The following is a 24,281-nucleotide window of genomic DNA, read 5'->3' as shown; positions in this document are numbered from 1 at the left end:
CGCGAAAGAGTGGAAAGTAAGTGCGTCGTTCAACCCGCATCAATTGCGGTGACGGCGCTAAAAGCGCGCCCCTGACAAGAAGCCTCATCAGGGGCGCGGCATTGTACAAATTTTAGTAGCCGCTTTCCACGTCTGAAAGACATTCAGGGCATTTTTATTGTTTCAGCCGATGAATGCCATATTCTAACGTAGGGCTCATCCACTTATACCCTATGAATTTCAAGTCGCAGCTAGGCGCCCAGCTCACTCATCCCCAGGCGCTTACTTAAGTAAGTAACTGGGGGGAGTGAGTGCAGGTAACAACGCTGCGGCTTGAAAGGCGACGGGTATTATTAACGTGAGCAGATTTCGCTTTCGTTAAAGAAATACGCGATTTCGCGCTGTGCAGATTCTACTGCGTCAGAACCGTGTACGGCGTTGGCAGTGAAGCTGTCCGCGTAGTCAGCACGCAGGGTGCCGGCCAGTGCGTTGTCCGGGTTGGTCGCGCCCATGATGTCACGGTTACGCTGTACGGCGTTTTCTGCTTCCAAAACCTGAACCACGATCGGGCCAGAGGTCATGAACTCAACCAGACCATCGAAGAATGGGCGGCCTTTGTGCTCAGCGTAGAAGCCTTCGGCTTGTTCGCGAGTCAGACGCAGCATTTTGGATGCGATGATTTTGAAACCGGCACGCTCAAAGCGAGCATAGATTGCGCCGATGTCGTTGTTAGCTACAGCGTTTGGTTTAATGATGGAAAAGGTACGTTCTACGGTCATGATGGCCTCTGTATAACTTCCAAAACAGGCCGGTCTGCAAACAGGGTGCCGGCCTTCTCAAGTGGCGCAGATTATATGTGCGCTGCCAACGCTTGCCTACGGGAAAATCAACATTTCATTAAAAAATCATTATCTTTATTCTTCACTTTGCGGCCCAGAGCACAGGTTATGAAAACTTGGCTTAATCGAGGCTAAATTCGCGCAATGCCACCTGACCACTCTCATCGAGCACGCTCAGTTGATAACGACCAGGCTGGGTCAGCGTCTGCAGCAGCGACTCCCCTTCCCCCACCAACTGGCCATTGAGGAACCACCAGCGCTGTCCACCACCACCCTGGGCGCTGACCCGCAAATCCAGCGTATTATTGCCCGGCAGGCGACGCAGCACCGCTCCGTCACGCACACCCAGCATTAACAACGGCGGGGCTTCTTGCTGCTGTAACGGTGGGCACTGCGGATCAATAGCCGGCATGCGCTGGGCACGACGCTCCGCCGGAGGCAACCAGGGCTCCAGCGGCGTAGGCCACAGTGCCAGCCGACGCGGCGTCGCCCCTGGGCAATCCGCGGCCACCCGCAACCCACGCGCGTTCAACCAGATTAGCGGCTGACTGCCCAGCACGCTTTCCTGACCGGGCGCGGGCAGCGTTGGCGGGAGAGTCCCGTCGAGAGTCCAGCTCAGACGTCGTTGGCGGCAATTGCTGTCCCCAGCGGGCAGTGGCTGACCACCCGGCCAGCAAATCACCGCACGGCTGACGCTGGCAGGGCGCGGATCGGCCGGAATGCCTTCACCACGCTGGCGTAAAGAGGTCAGCAGCAGATTATTGACCTGGTTTAGCAGAGGCACCGCCGTGGCGAAGCCGAATTGCCCGGCCACCGGGGTACCGTCCGGTCGCCCCACCCAAATGCCTATCGTATAGCGCGCATTAACGCCGATGGCCCAGGCATCGCGGTAGCCGTAACTGGTGCCGGTCTTCCACGCCAGCGGCACGCTGGCAGGTAACGCGTCATCCGGCAATGGACGTGCCTCTCCTGCCAGTATTCGCCGTACAATCCAGGCGGCGCCCGGCGACATTAACTGGCGATCGTAAATCCCTTGCTGAGGCGTAAAGCGCAGCGGTGACACCCGGCCCTGACGAGCCAGCGCGCTAAACCCGGCCACCAACTGGTCCAGCCGGGCTCCGGCCCCGCCCAGGATCAGCGCCAGGCTCGGTTCGGCGTGCGCCGGCAGCCGCAGTTCAACCCCCACGTTACGCAGATTGGCGGCAAAGCGCTTCGGCCCGTAGGCTTCCAGTAATTGGACCGCCGGCAGGTTGAGTGAACGCGACAATGCTTCACTGGCGCTGACCGGGCCGTGGAAACCGGTATCAAAATTACCGGGCCGATAATCCCCAAAACGGCGCGGTACGTCCTGCAACAGCGATTCGGCGTGGATCAGACCGTCGTCCAGTGCCAGGCCATACAAGAAGGGTTTTAGCGTCGAGCCCGGCGACCGCCAGGCGGCCACCATGTCGACATGGCCAAAACGGCTGTTATCGTTCAAATCCAGCGAGCCCAGGTAGGCGCGTACTTTCATATTGGTGTGATCAACCACCAATACGCCAACCGAGGTTTTTTCCGGCAGTTGGCTCTTCCAGCCGCGAGCCAGTTCTTCCAGCCGCCGTTGCAAGGTGGCGTCCAGCGTGGTGGTCACCACCTGGCTACGATTGCCCTGAGTCATCCGTCTCGCCAGTAACGGGGCCAACTGCGGTACCTGGCGCGGAGCCAACCACAAAGCTTCCTGCCGGATTTCCGCCACCTGCTGCGCCGGCCAAACCTGATAATACGCCAGGCGTTCCAGCACCTTGTCACGCGCAGCCTGCGCCCGTTCCGGATAGCGGTCCGGCCGCAAACGGCTGGGAGCCTGCGGCAACACTGCCAGCAACGCCGCCTCGCCACGCGTCAGCGCCGAAGGCGGTTTGCCCAAATAAGTCCAGCTGGCCGCGCCAATCCCCTGTAGCGTGCCACCGTAAGGTGCCCGGTTAAGGTAGATTTCGAGGATTTGATCCTTCGACAGATGCCATTCCAACTGGGCGGTACGCCACACCTGTCGTAGCTTGCCACCCAGCGTGCGTGGATGGGGATCAATCAGGCGCGCTACCTGCATCGACAGCGTGCTGCCGCCGGAAACGATCTGCCCGTTGCGCAGATCCTGCCAGGCGGCACGTGCCAGCGACAATGGATTGATACCGGGGTGCTGATAAAACCAGCGGTCTTCATAGGTCAGCAGCGCCTGCAAATAATAGGGAGAGACCTGCTGCAGACTGACCGGATAGCGCCATACACCGTCACTGTCCGCATAGCGCCACAGCGGGGTCCCGTCTTCCGCCACCACCACCCGTGCCATCTCGGCATCTTTCAGCGGTAACGGCCACAGCCGATCCGCCAACCACAGCAAAGCGGGCGGCAGCAAAATCACCAGCAGCCAGAGGGCTGCCCGGCGACGCAAATGGGTGAGAAGTCGATTCATCAGGAAGGTATCACTCCCTTGCCCCGCCACCGGCTAATCCACCGGGGCGGGGCAAGGAAGATCATTTGGCAATTTCAAGCCGCTGTGGCGTCGCGCCCAGCGCACGCCAGGCAGGCACATACATCGACTCTACCTGCGGTGCCGGAACCAGATAAGTGCCCGGCGTCACGGCCCGTGCCAGATACAGCAGCGTGGTATGACGGTAGCCGTCGATATTCACCGCAGCCACATAGCGATCATCACGGAACTCCTGATGTTTGATGTCAGCCTGCTGCATGTCCTGCAGCAGTTCGGTCACGCTGCTGGCGCTTTCGCCCAGGCTGGCACTGCTGTCCCCCAGATTCTGGTTCTCCAGTTCCAGCCCGGCCGGCAGCAGATCCACCACCAGCGCGTCCGGCACCTGGTTATCGGCCCAGACATCCAGGTGCACCAGGATCAACTGGCCGCTTTTCAGTTGGGTCAGATCCACGGATTTTCCGTCCAGCCCCAGGAATTCACGGCGGATATTCAACACGTTGCTCTGCGGTTGCGGCGCCTGTTGCGGATAACCGACCAAATCGACCCGGCTGTACAGCGTACCGCTGCCGGTATTGGTGAGTTGCAACCCGGTAGCCAGCTGTTCAGCGGACAGGTTTTGCGTCAGCGCCTGGCTGCCGGACAGGCTCTTGCCCTGCGCCGTTTGCGCCTGCCATGGCGTTTCAGCACTGCCAATCAGATTGCGCGCCGCCAGGAACAGGGCATTGCTCTCCTGCGTAGACAGATAACGCTCGCCGTTGAGACGTTCAGATAGCGTCAGCAAGCGTTGGTCACGCTCGGCCGGCAACAGGTTATTTTCGGTCAGCAGCGCCAGGATCATGGCGTCATCACGCAACGGGCTGCCGTAATCTTCCAGCCAGTAATCCTTGGCATTGCGCTGCGTTGCCAGCCCTTGCTTAATAGCCTGATTGGCACGCGGCATATCGCCCATCAGCTTCAGCGCCACGCCAAGCTGCACCAGCGGCAGGCCCGAACGAGCATCGGCACGGCGCTCAAACAGCTGTCGCAATGCCCCGAGCGGTGCCTGTTGCTGACGTGCCAACACCAGGCCGGCGTAGGCCTGCACCGCAAAGCGGGTGTGGTCTGGATATTGGGTGGAAGCAACGTCAATCTGACTGCGGTCCTGCAAATAGCGCTGCAGACGATTGTTCGCCGCCGTCAACGCATCGGCCGGGACGCTGTAGTTCTGTTCACTGGCACGGAACAGGAAGTCGGTCGCGTAGGCCGTCAGCCAGAACTCTTCCTGACTGTCGCGATTCCATAAACCAAAACCGCCGTTATAGCGCTGCATGCTGAGCAGGTGCTCGATGCCAACGTCGATACTGTTGCGGCGGCTTTCATCAGTGCCGGATTTGATCCCGAGCGCGCTGAGCTGCGCCCGGTTGGTATACAGCGACGGATAAAGCCCGCTGGTGGTCTGCTCCAGGCAGCCGTAAGGATAGGCATAAAGTTCGCTGATATAGCGCGCCAGGTTGATTGGCGGACGGCTGGTCAACAGCAGTTGCCCTTCGGTCGTCGCCTGCACCAGCCCGGCGGCGGCATCTGTCGGCAGGCCCCAGCTTTCACCGGCGTGGATCACGCTGGCGAACTGGCGGGTCTGCGCCGGATAGGCCGGCCTTACGCCAATCTTCCAACTGTGCTGATAGTCCTTGAGCGTTTCCCCCGGCAGCACCAGACCGCTGAGGGTCAGCGCGACCTCGCCCTGACCAAAGCCCATCAGCGCCTGCACCGGAATTTGCAGCGTGGTACGTTCGCCGTTGGCCAGGCTGACCTGTTGTTCGGCAGCCCCCTGCAGCGCCACTAACCCGCTGGAAGCCAGTTTCACGGTTAATGTCTGCGGCTGACCCGACAGGTTACTGACATCCAGCGCCAATTGGGTGCTATCGCCACCGGCCAGGAAGCGCGGTGTCGCCAACTCTGCCACCACCGGTGCGGCCACCACGGTCTTGCCTTCCGCCTTGCCGAAGTCTTCATCGCTCCACGCCTGCGCCATCAGACGCAATTCACCGTTGAAGTCAGGAATGGCAATCTGAATTTCGCCTTCGCCATTGGCATCCAGCTTAACCGGCTGCGCCTGCTGGGCAACAATGGTGACTGCGGTGATCGGCTTTTTACCGCCGCGTGACAACGCATCCTCGTCATCGCCGTCGCCGCCGTAGCGCAGGTTTGCCAAACGCCCTTTGCCTTCAATCAGTTGACCATAAACATCGTACTGATCGGCGCTGTAACGCTTGCGGCCAAAGAAGGCCTGATACGGATCCGGCGTCGTGTAATTGGTAATATTGAGGATGCCGCTATCCACCGCAGAAAGCAGCACGTTGATTTGCTGTGGCGGTTTACCGCTGCTGTGGGCGGCCTTCACTTTCACCGTCAGCATTTGGTTCGGCCGCATACGCTGCGGTGCATCCAGTTGCAGCGCCAGTTTGCGCCCTTCGTCCACCAGCGGCAGATGCAACAGCCCCACCGCCCGTTTCGGCGTCGACTGCTGTTGCTTGTCACCCGGGCGGATCACCAATGCGCTGAGGTACAGATCGTGGCGTTTCCACTCCTGATTGATAGGCACTTCAACATCAACGCCCTTGGCCGGTACGTCCAGCTCTTGCCACCATAGCGGACCGTCGCTGGATTCCACCAGCAGGTAGCCCTTGCCGGCGGCCGGTGCTTCGATATGCAGCTTCACTTTCTCACCCGGCTGGTAGGCCGGTTTGTCCAGCTTCAGCTTCACCTGATCCGGACGTACCGCCCCGCTGCCGTTAGTGTTGTCCTGCCAGCTGTAACCGGCCCAGAATCGCAGGCTGCTGATCAGATTGCTCTGTGGATCCACTACCTCGATACGATACGCGCCCCACTCCACCGGGAAACTGACCTTGGCGCTGCCGTTGGCGGCGATATCGATAGTCTGTTCCGCCAGTGGCAGATCTTTTTTGTCGTATAACGACTGCCAGCCTTCGCCTTCTGACCACTGCCAGTAGTAGTCGCGGCGCTCACGCACCAGACGGACCTTCAGCCCGCTGACGGCCAGTTTTTCACCGGCGGCATTGGCGTAGACAATATCAAACCCGGCCTGGGTGTTTTCATCCACCACCGGCTGGGCCTGGTAGCTGTTGCTGCGATAATCATAAATCTGTTGTTTGTTGAACAACGGTCGAATGCCGGGCAGCGCATCGGCAGGCCAGATAGCCTGTTCGGCGCGGCGCGTCACCGGGCGGCCACCGGACTCCAGCAGGCTGGCCTGCAGAATAGCCTTCAGTGGGGATTTCACTTCTGCCCAGTTGCTGTCCACCGCGACCTGCGCCTTACCGGCGTTATCCAGCGCCTGATCGAATTCATCCATATTGCGCGACAGGCTTTCTTCCGTTACCGAACCAAACTCATAGCCCGGCAGGCTGCTGACCGCCTCACGCTGAGGCCGTAGGAACACCTGCCCCTGCAGACGGTTACCCGAGGCTGGGGCACCGTAGAGGTAGCGGCCGCTGACGTCGAACACCAGTTGTGCATCAGGGCGCAGCGGGGTTTTCTCGGCGGTAATATCGAGCGCCATGCGTTCCGGCAGGAAATCCTCGACCTTGAAGCTATAAAGCCGCGGCTGGTTATCGCCCAGATTGAAACGTAGCGACCAGTTACCGGTCGGCCCGCCTTCAGGGATTTGATACTGATATTGATACAACCCGTCCTGCGGCTGCCAGACAAAGCTGCGCGCCACCTGATCGTCCGGTTTGACGATATCCACCTTCACCGGCTGGGCCGGCAGCGGTTTGCCGTCGGCGTCACGCAGCAGACCATTAACGATCAGCGTTTCACCTGGACGGTAAAGATCACGCGGGCCGAAGGCGAAGAATTGCTTGCTGTAGCCTTCCGGCCCGGCAATATCGAACTCAGCCAAGTCCAGCGCCGGCGTCGACAGATCGATCATGCTGGTCTGGCCCTGTTGGGTAGCCAGCAACAACCGCGCCTTGGCGTTTTTCACCAACTGGGCGTGCCCTTGCTTATCGGTGGTGCCCTGGGTCAGCGTTTGACCTTTTTCATCCAGCAGGCGCAGTTCAACCGCGCCCAATGCCGCGCCGCCATCCAGAGCCTGGGTAAACACGTCCAGACGGTCGTGATAGCTGTGCAGCGAGACGCCGATATCACTGAGGGTGAACAGGGTCGCCGGGTTGGTATAACCGTAATGCCCGGCCTGTTGCATTACCGCCAGGTAGACTCCCGGCTGCTGCAAGGCTTCGATGCCACTCAGTGGCAACAGCAGGCGTTCGCGGGTATTGCGCTGCGGGTTGAGATCGAAGCGGCCGCTGTAGACCAGATCGGCCATTTTCAGCAGTTCTTCCGACTCCCAGCTGGAGAGAGAATTGCGGTATTCCCAGTTGGCCAGGAATGCCGGTAAGGCATCGGCCTTCACCCGGAAGAAGTTAACGTCGACGTTATCGACGTTTAACGCCATCACCGGCAGCCCCTGCGCCAGCTTGGTCGGCAGCAGCGAGCCTTTGCCGGCAAAGCCGACGCTCGGTTTGATGTCGCGGGTGGTAATAGTCTGTTCTTGCTGTTTGCCCAGTTCGGCACCGTTGACCGCTTTCAGGCCGCCCTCGAGGGTCAGTACCAGCTTGCGATTGGGCTGCAGATGACGCAACCGCAGTTCCATCAGATTATCGGACAGCTCCCAGGCACCGTCGATTTTACCGCTAACGCTGTCGACCAGATGCGCTCGCGCGGCGAAATCCTGGCTCGGATCCAGCGGCAAAGAAAACGTCAGCACCATGGCACTGGCGCCGTCGAGTTGCAGTTCGGAGGCATCAAGCAGCGTCAGCGGCTTACCGGCGTCGCGTTTCGCCAATGCCGCCAACGCGGCGGCGTCCGGTCGTTTGGCCTGCGTGACGCTACTCGCCTGTGCATCAGCCTGCGCTGCGGTTGGTTTTTTTCCGCCGTCATCACAGGCGGCCAGCAGCAGCAGGCCCCCCGCCAATGCGATCCCCTGACAAAGCTTCTTGCCTGATGCAAATGCCCCTGAACGGCATGGTTTCATCGTTTAACTCCCTGGCAGCCTTTACGCAACGACACCCGTCGGCGCAATATCCGAATATGGATGAATGATAGCAGCGCTGTTAGCATCAGACCCAGCTCAATTTTTCCCCTTCAACAGAAAGGGTCACCCAAACCTGAAGCAGGAAATGATATGGCCACAATGAAAGATGTTGCCCGACGGGCTGGCGTATCGACGGCCACCGTCAGCCGGGTGATCAACAGCACCGCCTATGTTGAGCCAGTCACCCGTGAACGGGTTGAAAAAGCCATGCGCGAGTTTAACTATCACCGCAATGCCGCCGCGCTGGCCCTGGCGAAAAGAAGCGGCAATATGCTGGGGCTGTTGACCGGTAATCTCGACGACCCTTTTTTCTCGCGTCTGGCACGGGGAGTCGAAGATATTACGCGCAAAGGCGGCGTAAGATTAATGGTCTGCAGCGGCGGCCATCAGGCCGAACTGGAGAAGAACGGCCTCGATTTTCTGATCAATCAGGGTTGCGAAGCCATCGTGGCCCACGTGACCCGGATGAGCGATGCTGACGTTTTACGCTATGCCGCCCATACCCCGGCGATGGTGGTGATCAATCGCTATTTGCCCGCCATCGCCAACCGCTGCATCTGGCTGGACAACGTCAGCGCCTCTCGGGCCGCCACCCAGATGCTGATTCGGCACGGGCACCGGAATATCGCCTGTATCACTACAGACTTGCCCATCGATGACAGAAAACAGCGTCTGGAAGGCTACCGCAGTGCCATGAATGATGCTGGGATCTCGGTGCCGGGTAGCTGGATCATCAGCGTCCCCTTCAATGAGCAAGGGGGCGAATTGGCGGCAGAAAAGATCCTGGCCAGCGATCACCCTTTTACCGCCGCACTGACGTTCAATGACGTGATGGCCGCCGGTATGATGCGAACCTTTCGCCAACGCCAAATGAACTTGCCAGAAGATATCTCGATTGTCGGCTTTGATGACGTGGCCCTGGCAAAATATCTCTACCCGGCATTGACCACCGTGCATTATCCGGTTGAGAAAATGGCACGACGCGCGGCTACTTTGGCGCTGCAGCTTAACTCTGCTGCCACTGTGGCGCCACAGAATAATATGTTTTCCGCTGAGTTGATCCTGCGAGACTCGGTCGCCTCCCTCGAGAAAAACACCTCAAATCAAGAAAACAAGGCTGAAAAATGAGAGGCGACGCACACAACGCCTACTCATGAAACCGATTACATGGACAGTTGCCCGCGCTCACACCTCAATCAAAACGAATTCATTAGGCTTGCGTCACACCCTCATCCTTAACCGGAGTTGTTAATGAATAACAAAAAGAAACTCAACCTGGGATTGGCGATGCTGCCCATTGTGGCGATGCTATTGCTGCTCATCATCGGCTACGGCCAACTTGGGCTGCGGATCGAGCCATTGCTGCTGGTCTCGGCCGCCATTGCCGCCGCACTGGCCTGGTGGCAAGGCTATCGCTGGAGCGACATTATCGACTCCATCGTCGCCAAACTGGCCAAGGCAATGCCGGTGATCATGATATTGATCTGCGTCGGCGGGTTGATCGGCACCTGGATGTTCAGCGGTACTATTCCCTACATGGTGTACTGGGGCTTAAAACTGATCAGTCCGCAATATATCCTGATCGCCGCGTTCTTTATTACCAGCGTGATCTCCGTTTGTACCGGCACCTCCTGGGGCGCGGCTGGCACCGTGGGTGTCGCACTGATGGGCGTCGCCGCCGGTCTGGATGTGCCTCTGGCCGCCGCCGCCGGTGCCGTGGTTTCCGGCGCCTACTTTGGCGATAAGATCTCCCCGCTGTCTGACTCCACCAATTTCGCGGCCATCGTCGCCGATACCGATCTCTACAGCCATATCCAGCACCTGATGTACACCACATTGCCGAGCTTCGTTTTAGCCGCGGTGGTGTATCTGATTGCCGGGCACACCAGCGCCGTCGGCAGCGTAGCCACGCCGGAAAAAGTCACCGAAATCGTCACCGCCCTGGAAGGCATGTATCACTTTAACCTGCTGCTGATCCTTCCGCCGGTGCTGGTTCTGTGGGGGGCCGTCACCAAACGACCGGTGATCCCCGTGATGCTGGCAGCCTGTACCCTGGCCATTGCCATCGGCGTACTGCTCCAGGGGTTCAACCTGCAGCAAGGCTTAAATGCATTGATGGACGGCTTTAATCTTTCAATGTTCACCGCTCAGGGACACAACATTACTGGCGTCGTCGCGGATGTTCCGCGCCTGCTCAACCGCGGCGGCATGTTCTCGATGATGAGTACCATTCTTCTGGTGTTCTGTGCATTTTCCTTTGCCGGGGCCTTAACGCTGACCGGCGCACTGACCGTTATCATCAACCGCTTGCTGAAAGTGGTTCATACCACCGGCCAATTGATCGCCGCAACGGTCGCGACCACCATCCTGGTGACCGGTGCCACCAGCGACGGCAAGCTGGCACTGCTCATTCCCGCAGAGCTGTTCAAAGGCGCATACCGTCGCATGGGATTAGACAATAAAAACCTGTCGCGGACCGTGGAAGATGCGGGCACCGTCATCGAACCTTTAATCCCCTGGACCGCCGCAGGCATTTATATGGCAACCACTCTGGGGGTCAGTACGCTGGATCTCCTGCCGTGGGCCATCCAATGCTACGCCGCCGTGGTCTTCGCCCTGATTTATGGTTTTACCGGGTTTGGGATTGCCAGAATACAGCCACAAAATGACTTACAGCGTGAGGAAGCCTGACGTGAAACAGACCGATTTTAATCAGATAGTCGACCGCCACCATACCGGTTCGGTGAAATGGGACTTTATCGATCGCTATCTGCATCTCGATGAAACCGACCTTTTGCCGATGTGGGTCTCTGATTTTGACTTCCAGTGCCCAGCGGAAGTCCGGCAGGCATTGCATGAGCGTGTGGATCACGGCGTATTTGGCTACAGCGAGCGTGATGACCCGTATTATCAGGCGGCGATAGATTGGTTTTTGCGCAGGCATAACCTGCCGCTGCAGCGTGAATGGTTCACCTCAATAGAAGGGGTGGTGCCCGGTCTGGCGATGCTGATCCAACTGCTCAGCCAGCCTGGCGATCCGGTAGTGATCCAGGGACCATACTATGGATCTTTCGCCAAGATCATCACCATGAACGGCCGTGAAGTCCTCGAAAATCCGCTGAAGGAAAGCGCGCAGGGCTATCAATTTGATTTCGAGCATCTGGAAATCTGCTTTGAGCAGCGTAAACCGCCGTTACTGCTGTTGTGTAATCCGCATAACCCCACCGGGCGATGCTGGACCCGCAGCGAACTGACACAATTGATGACGCTATGCAGCCGTCATGGGGTGACGGTGATTTCCGATGAAATCTGGGCCGACCTGACGCTGCCCGGCGAAACCTTCACCTCGGTGCTGCACCTGGATGAAGCCTGGCATGACCACCTGATTTCGGCGACCTCGGCGAGCAAGAGCTTTGGCTTGTCGTCACTGCGGATCTCCAATTTCCTGATCCCCAATGTTCGCACCCGCAATGCGTTCATCGAACGCCTCAATGCCCATGGGTTGGATGTCTTCAATGCGCTGTCGATGACTGCCGCAACGGCAGCCTATCAACAGGGGGAAGCCTGGCTTGATGATTTACAAGGTTATCTGGCCGACAACCGGCGTTGGTTTGAACAGGCATTGGCCTATGCTGCGCCCTGGTGCAAAATGACCCCAGCCGAGGGAACCTACCTTGCCTGGCTGGATTGTCGCGCTTTAGGCCTGGATGATAACGCCCTACAGCAGGCGTTGATCAGGCAGTCAAAAATTGCCGCCTCGATGGGCATCAGCTTTGGCGAGCAGGGAAAGGGGTTTATTCGCATCAACCTCGGCTGCCCTCGTCAATATCTTGAACAAGCCATCGCGGGGCTCGCCCGGTTAAAACCCTGAACCACAATCACCAGCGTATGAAAGGTCCCAAACGGGGTAATGCTTGTCAGTTAAGGTGATATTGTTCCCTCTCCTTTGGGAGAGGGTTAGGGTGAGGGGATACATACCAACGCCAAAGCCCCTCACCCCGGCCCTCTCCCTCTGAAGAGGGGGCGCCCACTTAAACAACGTCGTACATTCTGCTTCAGGCCCTGGGTGGGAAGCAGAAAGAAGAAAGCCCCAAACTGACTCTTATTTTGATGTGACGCAGTGGTTTTCCAGCGCCCATTTTTGTATCCGGCCAGCCTTTCGAGGCTGGCCGCTCTCTTTTGCCTTGATACAGAGAACAACGGCAACAACAGAATTACTGGGTTTTATCGGTTGAAGGAATGATATTGCGCAACCAACTGCCCCAGCGGCGCTGGTAGAAGGGTTGGGTATGGGTGATCAGGTAATGGCTGACGCCACGTTCCTTTTCCGATACCAGGCAAAAATCCACCGGTTCGTCATTAGGCGCGGTTTCGCTGGCCACGCTGCCCGCTTCATTAATCAGCGCCTCGATATCGCCTTGTTCGCCGTCTACTTCCAGCCCGACCAGCAGATTGGGTTTTTCGTCGACCGCCTGATCGTGCATCAGCGCCAGAAACGCGCGGCGGACCGGCTTGCGCTGGCTGAACAATGTGGTCAGGGCATCGACCATCGCCGACGGATATTCTTCCGGCTGGCCCAACAGGATCTGGGTATCCTTGTCGATATAGCGTTCTGCCGGTTTGCTTACGCCGCCGGTGGCCAGCAGCATAGCCACCTCTTCAGGATAAAACTCTTTGCCGTACTCGGCCTTCGGGTTGAGGAACAGATCCGCACCCTGCGTAATCTCGAATAAGACTCGTGCCGGCATGGCGATAAAGGGCTGTTCATCCTCAACGGCCTTTTGCAGCGCTTCCACCGAGGTGAAAAACGGGATGATGCTGCCGCCTTCCTGCTTTTCCCAATGCTGAATATTCACCGGTGTGTCGGCGTTGAGCGTGATGTCACCACCGAGTTGTACCTGTTCGCTGTCACCGAGGATCAACACCGTAGCCTCAAGCAGTTCACGGAAGAATGCCGGACGATGGGCCGGCTCCGTCACCGCCAGTTTCAACAGGCGTTCAAGTTCGTTTTCGCCTGCGGCGGCTTCGTGATGGTGAGAACTCATGGCAAACTCCAGCAATCAAATAACGGGGCCCAGCATGCTGGGCCCCGAGGGTAAATGACATTCTATACCCTATAGCTTTCATTTTGCAGCTAGGCGCCCAGCTCGCTCATCCCCAGGCGCTTACTTTAGTAAGTAACTGGGGTGAGCGAGTGCAGGTAACAACGCTGCAACTTGAAAGATGACGGGTATAACGCCCACCGGGGTGGGCATTCAATTATTTGGCTTTGCTCAGCAGCAGGTTGGCCAGTGCACGGACACCCAGACCGGTCGCCCCTGCTGACCATTGATCTACTGCACCCTTGCGGTAAGTAGCGGAACAGTCAATGTGCAGCCAGCCCTGCTGATAGTTAGTCACAAAATGCGACAGGAAGGCAGCCGCTGTGCTGGCCCCCGCCGTGTAGGCCGGACCGGCTACGTTGTTCAGTTCGGCAAAGTTGGACGGCAGTTGGCTGCGGTGGAATTCAGCCAGCGGCAGACGCCAGAATGGCTCTTGTTCTGCAGCCGCACTGGCCAGCAGCTCTTGCGCCAGAGCGTCGTCGAAGCTGAACAGCGCATGGTAGTCGTTACCCACCGCCGTTTTCGCCGCACCGGTCAGGGTGGCGCAGTCGATGATCAACTGAGGGTTCTGCGCGGACGCATCGATCAGGCCATCGGCCAATACCAGACGCCCTTCCGCATCGGTATTCATCACCTCAACGGTTTTGCCGTTGCGGTAACGGATGATATCGCCCAGTTTGAAAGCATTGCCGCTGACCATGTTGTCGGCACAGCACAGGTACAGTTTCACACGCTGTTTCAGACCACGAGCTGCCGCCAGCGCCAGTGCGCCGGTAATGGTGGCTGCACCGCCCATATCCGCCTTCATGGAGTCCATAAAGGCGCTTTGTTTCAGGCTGTAGCCACCGGTGTCAAAGGTGATGCCCTTGCCCACCAGGCAGGCAAATACCGGCGCTTCCGGGTTACCGGTCGGGTTGAAATCCAGTGCCAACAGCACCGGTGAACGATCTGACCCACGGCCCACGGTGTGAATACCGGCGTAGTTTTGCTCACGCAGATCTTCACCTTTGGTAATACGGTAGCTGACGGCTTCACAACCGATGTCACACATCAGATCAACCGCGCGGGTAGCCAGCTGCTCCGGCCCCAACTCTTCCGCCGACATGTTGATGGTGTCACGCACCCAGTCAACAATCTTCAGGCGCTGTTCCAGCTCTTTGCTTTCCGCTTCCGGCAATGGTGCCCATTCGACGCTGCGTTTGCCTTTCGGCCCACGGAAGCCCTGCCAGAATGCCCAGCTGTTTTCCAGATCCCAGTCGTCACCGGCCAGTTTGACGTTTTTGATGCCCTGGCCGTCAATCTTACGAGCCGCACGTTGAATGCTGCCCAGTTTATCTTTGCCGGTCAGGTGGATGGTCATCCCTTCTGTACCGGTGCTCAGTAGCGCTTTCTCGCCCCAGCGAGCGTCAGCAGGTTGGTTCGACAGCGTTACCAGCATAAATTCAGTTGTCATAGCCTTCTTACTCCGGATTATTCTTTTATTAATCGTGTCGGATACAAAATAAACGGGCCGCCTATGGCAGCCCGTTACGCTATTTACTCCGCTTCATCTAACCAGACCAGCAGAACAGCTTCCAGTATTTTTTCGTTGGAAGCCTGTGGATCGTCGTCAAAATCTTCCAGATCGCAAATCCACTGATGCATGTCGGTAAAACGTACGGTTTTCGGATCGGTATCCGGATATTGGTCGTACAGGGCTTCGCCGATTTCACGGCTGTCGGTCCACTTCAATCCCATTTCTACAGTCCTCTTACCCTTCACGCGCGTGGTTAACGGTATAACGCGGCATTTCAACCACCAAATCTTCGTCGGCCACCAGTGCCTGACAGCTCAGACGGCTTTCCGGCTCCAGACCCCAGGCCTTGTCCAGCATGTCGTCTTCCAGTTCGCTGCTCTCTTCGAGAGAGTCGAAACCTTCGCGCACGATGCAGTGACAGGTGGTGCAGGCGCAGGATTTCTCACAGGCATGCTCAATCTCGATACCGTTACGCAGCGCAACGTTGAGGATTGACTCCCCTTGTTCGGCTTCCAGTACTGCCCCCTCCGGGCATAAATCTTGATGGGGCAGGAAAACAATTTTAGGCATGATTAAACCTCATCCACAGAATGGCCAGCCAGCGCACGGCGAATGGAAGCATCCATGCGGCGCGCGGCAAAGTCTTGCGTTTGTGCATCTAATGTTTTAATTGCGGCTTCAATAGCGGCAGGATCGGTGCCCTGCGTCGCCTGTTGCAAAGCTTCTACCGCTGCGGGGATTGCCGTGCTTTCTGCTTCGCTCAGCAATGCGGCGTCGCTGGCCAGTGCGCCCTGCAGGCTTTCCAGCACCCGTGACGCCTCAACCCGCTGTTCCGCCAGCATGCGCGCGCCAACATCGCTCTGCGCATTGGCCATCGAATCTTTGATCATGCCGGCGATTTCGGCGTCGGACAGACCATACGACGGTTTAACCTGAATTGAAGCCTCAACGCCGGTGGATTTCTCCATCGCGGTGACGCTCAGCAGGCCATCGGCATCCACCTGGAAGGTAACGCGAATATGAGCGCCACCGGCAGGCAGAGGCGGTAAACCACGCAGTGAGAAGCGCGCCAGCGAGCGGCAATCCTGCACCAGTTCGCGCTCGCCCTGCAGCACATGGATCATCATCGCGCTTTGGCCGTCTTTAAAAGTAGTGAACTCTTGCGCTCGCGCCACCGGAATGGTGGTGTTACGCGGGATCACTTTCTCTACCAGACCGCCCATGGTTTCCAGACCCAGCGAAAGTGGGATCACATCCAGCAACAGCATGTCACTGTCCGGCTTGTTGCCCACCAAAATGTCCGCCTGGATAGCAGCGCCAATAGCGACAACTTTATCCGGATCGATCGAAGTTAACGGCGTGCGGCCGAAGAACGTGCCCACCTGTTCACGCACCAGAGGCACGCGGGTGGAACCGCCAACCATGACCACTTCCAGCACTTCTTCGGCACTCACGCCCGCATCTTTCAGCGCACGGCGGCAGGCCATCAGGGTACGTTTCACCAGAGTGGCGATCAGCGCATCAAACTGTGCCCGGGTCACTTCGCCCTGCCAGCCGGCAATCTCAACAACAGTGCTGTCGGCAGCGCTCAGTGCAATTTTGGCCGCAATGGCCGCATCCAGCAGTTGGCGCTGTACACCGTGATCGCTACGGTCAGCCACACCGGCCTGTTCACGCAGCCAGTCGGCCAGCAGATGGTCAAAGTCGTCGCCCCCCAGCGCGGAATCCCCGCCGGTGGCCAACACTTCGAACACCCCACGGCTCAGCCGCAGAATGGAAATATCAAAGGTACCGCCGCCCAAATCGTACACCGCGATAATGCCTTCCTGCCCGGAATCCAGGCCATAGGCAATCGCCGCCGCCGTCGGTTCGTTCAGCAGACGCAACACGTGCAACCCGGCCAGACGCGCGGCGTCTTTGGTGCCCTGGCGCTGTGCATCATCAAAATAGGCAGGAACGGTGATCACCACGCCGTCCAGATCCCCTTCCAGCGCGGTTTTCGCGCGCTCGGCAAGGGTTCTGAGGATATCGGCAGAAACCCCTACCGGGTTAACCGCACCGGCGGCAGTGACGATCATCGGCAAGCCGTTGTCACTGGCCTGAAACTGATACGGCAGGTTCGGGTAACGCGCAAGTACGTCGGCCAATGAGCGGCCCATCATGCGTTTGATTGAGCTGATAGTATTGGCGGGATCCTCTGCTGCCTGCCGGCGCGCATCCCAACCGACGCGCAAGGTGTCAGCCTGGTAATGCACCACCGAGGGCAGTAAATCGCGCCCTTCGGCATCGGCCAGCGTTTCCGCCTGCCCGCTGCGCACCGTGGCGACCAGAGAGTTGGTGGTGCCTAAATCAATACCGGCAGCCAGACGGCGCTGGTGCGGCGCAGCACTTAGGCCGGGCTCACTAATTTGTAATAAGGCCATATTGAAGCTTCCACAATCAAAAATGTGTTACTCAAAACCCAGCAGTTTTTCTTCGAGTTGTTCAACCTGTTGCTGGAGTTTGTCCAAAAAGCGCAGCTTACGCACGGTGTCGGCGGCATCAATCCACTGCTGGCTCTCGAGTTGCTGAATCATCAAAGCGCTGCGCTGTTTCACCGTCTCGTTCACCCGCGCGCCAAAGCTGGCCAACTGGGTTTGTGCATCTGCTTTGCGCTCAATGGCATCAAGCTCTTCGCGCAGTTCCAACTGTTCCATCAGGAACGCGGTATCACGCATAGTGTGCTGCTCGTTGCCCAAATCAAAGCCGTGCAAAGATAGCATATACTCCGCGCGTTTTAATGGGTGCTTCAGCGTTTGGTAGGCTTCATTGATAGTCGCTGCCTGTTGCAACGCCATCAGGCGTTCGCGTTCTGGCTGACTGGCAAAACGATCGGGATGGAATTGGCGCTGCAGATCCTGATAGCGAGAGGCAAGCAGGCTGCCGTCCACGGGATAGCGAACTGGCAGCCCGAATAAAGTAAAGTAATCCATAGCGTGCTCTGGGCGTTATCGGATGAAGTTCCCCCGCACCTGGCGGGGGAGCACGATGGACTGTCAGACGTTGAAACTTTCGCCGCAGCCGCACTCGCTTGAGACATTGGGGTTGTTGAACTTGAAGCCTTCGTTCAGGCCTTCCTTAACGAAATCAAGCTCGGTGCCGTCAAGGTAGACCAGGCTCTTGCCGTCAATGATCACCTTAACGCCTTTGTTTTCAAAAACGATGTCGTCATCGTTCATATCGTCAACAAATTCCAGCACGTACGCCATCCCGGAGCAGCCAGAGGTTCTCACCCCCAGACGCAGGCCAAGGCCTTTGCCACGGTTATTCATAAATGCCTGAACGCGCTGTGCAGCGCTGTCGCTCATGGTAATTGACATCACAACCTCACACTTCAAAGCCCAACCAAGGCCGGGCTAAATGACTCAGAAATAATTACTTGGCGCTGTGTTTGCTCTTGTAGTCGGCAATCGCTGCTTTAATGGCGTCTTCGGCCAGGATTGAGCAGTGAATTTTTACCGGCGGTAATTCCAGTTCTTCGGCGATCTGAGTGTTTTTGATCGCTTCGGCCTGATCAAGAGACTTGCCTTTCATCCATTCGGTCACCAGCGAACTGGAGGCGATGGCGGAACCGCAGCCGTAAGTCTTGAAACGGGCGTCTTCAATGATACCTTCATTGTTGACTTTGATCTGCAACTTCATCACGTCGCCACAGGCCGGTGCACCCACCATGCCGCTGCCAACGCTAGGATCTTCGTTGTCGAAAGAACCCACGTTACGCGGGTTTTCATAGTGATCGATTACTTTTTCGCTGTAAGCCATGACCTTGCTCCTGAATCCTGAGAATTAATGATGTGCCCATTCGATGCTGTTGATATCCACGCCCTGCTTGAACATATCCCACAGTGGAGACAGGTCACGCAGACGGCCGATAGATTTACGCACCAGTTGAATGGTGTAATCGATCTCTTCTTCTGTGGTGAAACGCCCCAGAGAGAAACGGATCGAGCTATGCGCCAATTCATCAGTCATGCCCAACGCACGCAGCACGTAGGATGGCTCAAGGCTGGCGGAGGTACAGGCAGAACCGGAAGAGACGGCCAGGTCTTTCAGCGCCATAATCAGCGACTCGCCTTCAACATAGTTGAAGCTGACGTTCAGGATGTTAGGCACCCCGTTCTCCAGCGAGCCGTTCAGATACACTTCTTCCATATCTTTCACGCCGTTCCACAGACGATCGCGCAGCGTGCGCAGACGTGCCATTTCCGTCGCCATTTCTTCTTTGGCAATACGGTAGGCTTCGCCCATACCGGCGATCTGATGGACAGGCAGGGTACCGGAACGCATGCCGCGCTCATGGCCACCGCCGTGGATCTGGGCTTCGATACGGATACGTGGCTTACGACGCACGTACAGTGCACCAATGCCTTTCGGGCCATAAATTTTGTGGCCGGAGAATGACATCAGATCAACTTTCAGCTTGCTCAGGTCGATAGGCAATTTGCCCACGCTCTGGGTAGCATCAACGTGATAAATGATACCGCGCGCACGGCACATTTCGCCGATAGCTTCGATATCCTGCACCACGCCGATTTCGTTGTTCACGTGCATGATAGAAACCAGAATGGTGTCTTCGCGCATCGCGGCTTCGAGGGCCTGCAGGCTGATAATACCGTTGCTCTGCGGTGCCAGATAGGTCACTTCAAAGCCTTCACGCTCGAGCTGGCGACAGGTGTCCAGCACGGCTTTGTGTTCGGTTTTGCTGGTGATAATGTGCTTGCCTTTCTTTTGATAGAAATTGGCAGCGCCTTTGATCGCCAGGTTGTCGGATTCGGTGGCTCCGGAAGTGAACACGATTTCGCGCGGGTCAGCGCCAACCAGTTCAGCAATTTGGTTACGGGCGATATCTACCGCCTCTTCCGCCTGCCAACCGAAACGGTGGGAACGGGAAGCCGGGTTACCAAAAGTCCCGTCCAGAGTCAAAAATTGCATCATTTTCTCAGCAACACGCGGGTCAACCGGCGTCGTTGCTGAGTAATCCAGATAAATCGGTAATTTCATTGCTCTTGTGCTCCGTACATCACTTCCAAAAACTAAAAAAATATCGCCAGCTGCTTATGCGCGCAGATTAACGTTGATAGTTTCTTGCTGACGACCGTTGGCCGTGCGACGGGTATCGTTGTTTTGACGGTCCGCCACCACCAGCACGTCCTGGTTGTTCACCAGTTCAGCCAGCGTAATGTTGTTCAGGAACCCGCTGATGCGCTCGCTCAGATCGCGCCACAGGGTATGGGTCAGGCAGCGATCGCCACCCTGACAGCCTTCTTTACCCTGGCAACGGGTTGCGTCTACCGATTCATCGACAGCAGTGATGACTGCACCTACGGCAATCTCACTCGCGTCTTTGCCCAGCAGATAACCACCGCCCGGTCCACGTACGCTGGCCACCAGGCCATTCTTGCGCAGACGGGAGAATAATTGTTCCAGATAAGAGAGCGAGATACCCTGGCGCTCAGAAATATCCGCCAGAGGAACGGGCCCTTCCTGGGAGTGCAATGCCACGTCAAGCATAGCGGTTACGGCATAACGGCCTTTGGATGTCAGTCTCATAGCTAAGTGGTTACCTGTTGGTCAAACATGGCCGAAAGTCTGACATTCCTGAGTAAATCAGTCAACTATTTAACCTAGTAATTTACTCAAGTATTAGCACGTTTTGGACTAAGCCAGATAATATGCATATAAAATACACATTATAACCGTTAGATAACTAATACTATTACCGCAAGCCGTCATTTCACATCAAATTAATTACCTTGATGTTTGTCCTGTTTTTCGATCGACGTCAGCATACCGCGCAGGATATTCAGCTCTTGAGCTTCCGGCCGCGCGCGGGTGAATAAACGGCGCAAACGGCTCATGACCTGCCCCGGATGGGATGGGCGGATAAAGCCACTGTGCTGCAGCGTTTGTTCCAGGTGCTGATAGAAGCGTTCCAGGTCGTCCACCAACGGATACGGCGTTTCTTCCAGTTGCGGCGCGCCGACCTGCTGACGATCGAGGTAAGCCACACGCACTTCATACGCCAGAATTTGCACCGCCATCGCCAGATTCAACGAGCTGTAATCCGGGTTGGCAGGAATGGCGACATGGTAATGGCACTTTTGCAGCTCATCATTGGTCAGGCCGACACGTTCACGGCCGAACACCAGCGCTACCGGCGCATGTTCACCTTCGTGCACGGCGCGGATGCCGCATTCACGCGGTTCCAGCATCGGCCACGGCAGGGTGCGTGAACGCGCACTGGTTCCCACCACCAGACTGCAGCCGGCAATGGCGTCATCCAGGGTGTCTACGATAGTGGCGTTGCCGATCACGTCGCTGGCACCAGCGGCCAGGGCGATCGCCTGAGAATCAGGTTTTATCAGCGGATTAACCAAATAAAGGTTGGTCAATCCCATGGTTTTCATGGCTCTGGCGGTCGAGCCCATGTTACCGGTATGAGAGGTTTCTACCAGAACAATGCGGATGTTATGCAGCATACAAACTCTGAGCGTAGCGGAAAATCACAGCAGCTTAACACAGCCGTAGGCATTTTGCCGAACACCTGCTATACTTCGCGCCGTTTCCTGTTCTTTAACATCCTAGTTGGAAGATACCCATGCATCCGATGCTGACGATCGCCGTGCGCGCTGCGCGCAAGGCCGGTAACCTGATTGCCAAAAACTACGAAACCCCGGACGCTGTAGAAGCGAGCCAGAAAGGGACCAATGACTTTGTCACTAACGTCGATCGCGATGCAGAGCATCTGATCATCGACGTCATTCGCAAGTCCTATCCGCAACATACTATTGTTACCGAAGAACGCGGCGAATTGGCCGGCGAAGACAAAGATGTACAATGGGTGATCGATCCACTGGATGGCACATCAAACTTCATCAAACGTTTCCCACACTTCTCAGTTTCCATCGCCGTACGCATTAAAGGCCGTACTGAAGTGGCTGTGGTTTACGATCCAATGCGCAACGAACTGTTTACCGCCACTCGCGGCCAGGGCGCACAGCTCAACGGTTACCGTCTGCGCGGCACCAATGCCAAAGATCTCGATGGCACCATCCTGGCGACCGGCTTCCCGTTCAAGGTTAAGCAGCACGCAACTCCCTACATTAATGTGGTTGGCAAACTGTTCACTCAGTGTGCCGACTTCCGTCGTACCGGTTCTGCCGCGCTGGATCTGGCCTATGTGGCCGCCGGCCGCGTTGACGGTTTCTTCGAAATTGGCCTGAAGCCATGGGATTTCGCCGCAGGTGAACTGCTGGTGCGTGAATCCGGCGGCCTGGTGACCGACTTTGTTGGCGGCCACAACCACTTCAGCTCCGGCAACGTGGTAGCCGGCAACCCGCGCGTAGTGAAAGCCATGCTTTCCACCATGCGTGAAGAACTGAGCGAAGCGCTGAAGCGTTAATATCGCGAAGTGAATGAATAAAGAAAAAGCGCTGCAATTTATTGCAGCGCTTTTTTTATGCCTGTCAGCGGGAGAAAGGCCGGATGCCGCCGATAAACTCCGACTGGGCAGTGAGATACAGCAATAGCCCGGCGAACAGCAGAATCAGGCCACCGGCCAGCGCCAGTGAACCCCAGGCCACCGCGCTCCAGGCCGCAGGTGCACGTGATTGGCTGAGACGTACCGCCAATCGGCGACTGTAATGCACCAACAAAGCCAGCAATGAGATGGTCAGTGAAGTGCCCAGCGCCATGGCCAACGCCGAGAAAACGCCCCAGACAAACACGCCAATCACCTTGGAAAACAGCAACACCAGTATTGCGCCCGAGCATGGCCGCATTCCCATCGCCAACACGATGGCGGTCTGTGTACGCCAGTCGCTGCCGGCCTGCAGTTCGCTGTCGCTCGGCATATGGCGGTGACCACAGCCGCAATGCTCACTGTGAACGTGATCCGCCGGCAGCGGTTGCAGGCTGTTGATTCGCAGCGCCGGAACTGGACGCATGGCCTTCACCGCATAATACAAACGCTTCAGCGCTCGCCAGCTCAGCAACACCCCGAGCAACATCACCAGAATAAAACTGCCCTTCTCCAGCCAGAAACTGCTCTGGTGCAGTTGCCGGGACGACAGTTGCAATACCACCAGCATCAACGTCACCAGCGCGATCGCCACCAGCCCCTGCACCAACGACGCAGCAAAGGTCAGTTTCAGGCTGCTTTTCAACCGCGCCGGATGGGTGGCCAGGTAGGTGGCAATCACCACTTTACCGTGGCCGGGGCCAAGGGCGTGCAACACGCCATAACTCAGGCTGAATAGCATCAACGCCAGTCCGGCCTGCTGCGGTGCCGCTTTTACCTGCTGCAACAGCCCCGCCAACTGCAGGTGCAGCCCTTTCTGCCACACCACGCTTTGCATCAGTAATTGCGGCCAATAGTGCCACGCCAACTGCGCGCCCAGCGCCAGTAACAGCGCAAACAGCAACAACGGCCACAGGCTGAAAGCCCAGTGTCGCTTACGCGGCGTGTGTTGGCTGAGGTTTATTGACATTGCAGGCTGACCCGCTGGGCGAACTGCTGCCCCAGCGCCATATCTTCGCCGGGTGAATCGTTTTTATCGAGGGACAAGGCGTAAGCCTGTAAAGAAGAGTCTGGTTTGGGCGTCATCAGTTTGAATTTGCACTGCGAAGCCATCTCCGGCGGCAAATGCAGTGCCGTTTTATCTTTATAGGTCATATCTACAAAATAGGTCGGATCGTAGGTGGAGATCTCAAACGGCTTGCCCGCCAGCGGCTGCGGCTCGGCCAGCGGCAGCACAAACTCCAGCACCGCCTGATGCCCCTGGCGCGACAGATGGTATTCCGTTGGCAGATTCAGGTATTTCACCGGCTTGCCGTCGCGATAAACATCCGTGAAATAGTGTTGCCCCAGGACATTGGCCATCACTTGCGCCGCCAGCTTTTTCCACATTTCCGAGTCGTTTTTGGCATTTTGCGCATCGTACAGCAGATCTGCCGAGGTGATTTCATCCATAACCCAAACCATTTTCAAACCGACCAGCTGTTGATCCTTCGCCACAAAGGTGGTGTTCATATCAATAAAACTGTGCGGGTGTGCGATAGCGCCGACGCTGAAAAGCGTTAAAAAACCGGCCAGAATAAAACGTAACTTCATCATCAAACGATACTCATTATTGTTATAAAGTAACATCAACCGTTCCTCAACCACCGCGTTTCCGCCCAATATTTGTGACGAAAGTTGTAAGCCGAAGTAAAACCGGGTGCCGTTGCCGCGCCGCGCATCACCTTT

Annotated in this window: 20 protein-coding genes; 4 read left to right on the top strand and 16 right to left on the bottom strand. The window is 57.2% G+C overall.

Annotated features, from left to right (window positions below; translation table 11 throughout):
* Positions 1–332: 332 nt before the first annotated feature.
* The 3 genes from ndk to FCL49_RS20580 form a co-directional block, all read right to left on the bottom strand.
* Positions 333–758 (bottom strand): nucleoside-diphosphate kinase, encoded by a 426-nt coding sequence (gene ndk, locus FCL49_RS20590; protein WP_012146321.1) that lies wholly within the window; start codon positions 756–758, stop codon positions 333–335.
* Between the two features lie 181 nt (positions 759–939).
* On the bottom strand, positions 940–3,264 hold the full coding sequence (pbpC, locus tag FCL49_RS20585; protein ID WP_174354936.1) for a peptidoglycan glycosyltransferase PbpC: 2,325 nt from the start codon (positions 3,262–3,264) through the stop codon (positions 940–942).
* Between the two features lie 61 nt (positions 3,265–3,325).
* On the bottom strand, positions 3,326–8,317 hold the full coding sequence (locus FCL49_RS20580) for an alpha-2-macroglobulin family protein (RefSeq protein ID WP_254611119.1): 4,992 nt from the start codon (positions 8,315–8,317) through the stop codon (positions 3,326–3,328).
* Between the two features lie 150 nt (positions 8,318–8,467).
* Here FCL49_RS20580 and FCL49_RS20575 point away from each other — a divergent pair, with 150 nt between their 5' ends.
* The 3 genes from FCL49_RS20575 to FCL49_RS20565 all read left to right on the top strand — a co-directional run bounded on the left by FCL49_RS20575 (position 8,468) and on the right by FCL49_RS20565 (position 12,248).
* Positions 8,468–9,505 (top strand): LacI family DNA-binding transcriptional regulator, encoded by a 1,038-nt coding sequence (locus FCL49_RS20575; RefSeq protein ID WP_174354935.1) that lies wholly within the window; start codon positions 8,468–8,470, stop codon positions 9,503–9,505.
* A gap of 123 nt (positions 9,506–9,628) precedes the next feature.
* On the top strand, positions 9,629–11,068 hold the full coding sequence (nhaC, locus tag FCL49_RS20570) for a Na+/H+ antiporter NhaC (RefSeq protein ID WP_174354934.1): 1,440 nt from the start codon (positions 9,629–9,631) through the stop codon (positions 11,066–11,068).
* Between the two features lies 1 nt (position 11,069).
* Positions 11,070–12,248, top strand: a complete 1,179-nt coding sequence (locus FCL49_RS20565; RefSeq protein WP_174354933.1) for a MalY/PatB family protein — start codon at positions 11,070–11,072, stop codon at positions 12,246–12,248.
* Between the two features lie 343 nt (positions 12,249–12,591).
* Here the strand turns inward: FCL49_RS20565 and sseB are convergent, their stop codons facing one another.
* The 11 genes from sseB to trmJ all read right to left on the bottom strand — a co-directional run bounded on the left by sseB (position 12,592) and on the right by trmJ (position 21,513).
* The gene (gene sseB, locus FCL49_RS20560; protein WP_174354932.1) at positions 12,592–13,422 is read right to left on the bottom strand and encodes an enhanced serine sensitivity protein SseB; all 831 of its coding nucleotides are present in this window, start codon (positions 13,420–13,422) and stop codon (positions 12,592–12,594) included.
* Between the two features lie 214 nt (positions 13,423–13,636).
* Positions 13,637–14,932, bottom strand: a complete 1,296-nt coding sequence (gene pepB, locus FCL49_RS20555; protein ID WP_167796671.1) for an aminopeptidase PepB — start codon at positions 14,930–14,932, stop codon at positions 13,637–13,639.
* Positions 14,933–15,015: 83 nt separating this feature from the next.
* A complete protein-coding gene (iscX, locus tag FCL49_RS20550; protein ID WP_012146329.1) occupies positions 15,016–15,216 on the bottom strand; it encodes a Fe-S cluster assembly protein IscX in 201 nt (66 codons plus the stop codon).
* A gap of 13 nt (positions 15,217–15,229) precedes the next feature.
* Positions 15,230–15,565, bottom strand: a complete 336-nt coding sequence (gene fdx / locus FCL49_RS20545) for an ISC system 2Fe-2S type ferredoxin (protein WP_006318184.1) — start codon at positions 15,563–15,565, stop codon at positions 15,230–15,232.
* 2 nt (positions 15,566–15,567) lie between these two features.
* Complete coding sequence (gene hscA, locus FCL49_RS20540; RefSeq protein WP_174354931.1) at positions 15,568–17,418, bottom strand: Fe-S protein assembly chaperone HscA; 1,851 nt, start codon at positions 17,416–17,418, stop codon at positions 15,568–15,570.
* Between the two features lie 27 nt (positions 17,419–17,445).
* Positions 17,446–17,967, bottom strand: a complete 522-nt coding sequence (gene hscB, locus FCL49_RS20535; RefSeq protein WP_135317607.1) for a co-chaperone HscB — start codon at positions 17,965–17,967, stop codon at positions 17,446–17,448.
* Positions 17,968–18,030: 63 nt separating this feature from the next.
* Positions 18,031–18,354 carry an iron-sulfur cluster assembly protein IscA gene (gene iscA / locus FCL49_RS20530; RefSeq protein ID WP_012146332.1) on the bottom strand — a complete coding sequence of 108 codons (324 nt, stop codon included), beginning with the start codon at positions 18,352–18,354 and terminating at the stop codon, positions 18,031–18,033.
* A 55-nt stretch (positions 18,355–18,409) separates the two neighbouring features.
* Positions 18,410–18,796 carry a Fe-S cluster assembly scaffold IscU gene (gene iscU, locus FCL49_RS20525; protein ID WP_012146333.1) on the bottom strand — a complete coding sequence of 129 codons (387 nt, stop codon included), beginning with the start codon at positions 18,794–18,796 and terminating at the stop codon, positions 18,410–18,412.
* A gap of 24 nt (positions 18,797–18,820) precedes the next feature.
* Positions 18,821–20,035: an IscS subfamily cysteine desulfurase gene (locus FCL49_RS20520; RefSeq protein WP_174354930.1), complete on the bottom strand. Its 1,215-nt coding sequence runs from the start codon at positions 20,033–20,035 to the stop codon at positions 18,821–18,823.
* A 54-nt stretch (positions 20,036–20,089) separates the two neighbouring features.
* The gene (gene iscR / locus FCL49_RS20515; protein WP_085118285.1) at positions 20,090–20,584 is read right to left on the bottom strand and encodes a Fe-S cluster assembly transcriptional regulator IscR; all 495 of its coding nucleotides are present in this window, start codon (positions 20,582–20,584) and stop codon (positions 20,090–20,092) included.
* 194 nt (positions 20,585–20,778) lie between these two features.
* Positions 20,779–21,513, bottom strand: a complete 735-nt coding sequence (gene trmJ, locus FCL49_RS20510; RefSeq protein WP_085118287.1) for a tRNA (cytosine(32)/uridine(32)-2'-O)-methyltransferase TrmJ — start codon at positions 21,511–21,513, stop codon at positions 20,779–20,781.
* A 119-nt stretch (positions 21,514–21,632) separates the two neighbouring features.
* On the opposite strand from trmJ, the gene suhB reads away from it, so the two are divergent.
* On the top strand, positions 21,633–22,436 hold the full coding sequence (gene suhB, locus FCL49_RS20505) for an inositol-1-monophosphatase (protein WP_135317609.1): 804 nt from the start codon (positions 21,633–21,635) through the stop codon (positions 22,434–22,436).
* A gap of 64 nt (positions 22,437–22,500) precedes the next feature.
* On the opposite strand, the gene FCL49_RS20500 is transcribed toward suhB, so the two are convergent.
* Both FCL49_RS20500 and FCL49_RS20495 read right to left on the bottom strand, forming a co-directional pair.
* Complete coding sequence (locus FCL49_RS20500; RefSeq protein WP_174354929.1) at positions 22,501–23,523, bottom strand: nickel/cobalt transporter; 1,023 nt, start codon at positions 23,521–23,523, stop codon at positions 22,501–22,503.
* Positions 23,514–24,182: a DUF1007 family protein gene (locus tag FCL49_RS20495; protein ID WP_174354928.1), complete on the bottom strand. Its 669-nt coding sequence runs from the start codon at positions 24,180–24,182 to the stop codon at positions 23,514–23,516. Before FCL49_RS20495 ends, FCL49_RS20500 begins: the two co-directional genes overlap by 10 nt.
* Positions 24,183–24,281 lie beyond the last annotated feature (99 nt).

The organism is Serratia proteamaculans, from assembly GCF_013337185.1.
Taxonomy (GTDB): domain Bacteria; phylum Pseudomonadota; class Gammaproteobacteria; order Enterobacterales; family Enterobacteriaceae; genus Serratia; species Serratia proteamaculans_D.
Note: the sequence above shows the minus strand (reverse complement) of the source record. Positions and strands in the feature narration are given on the sequence as shown.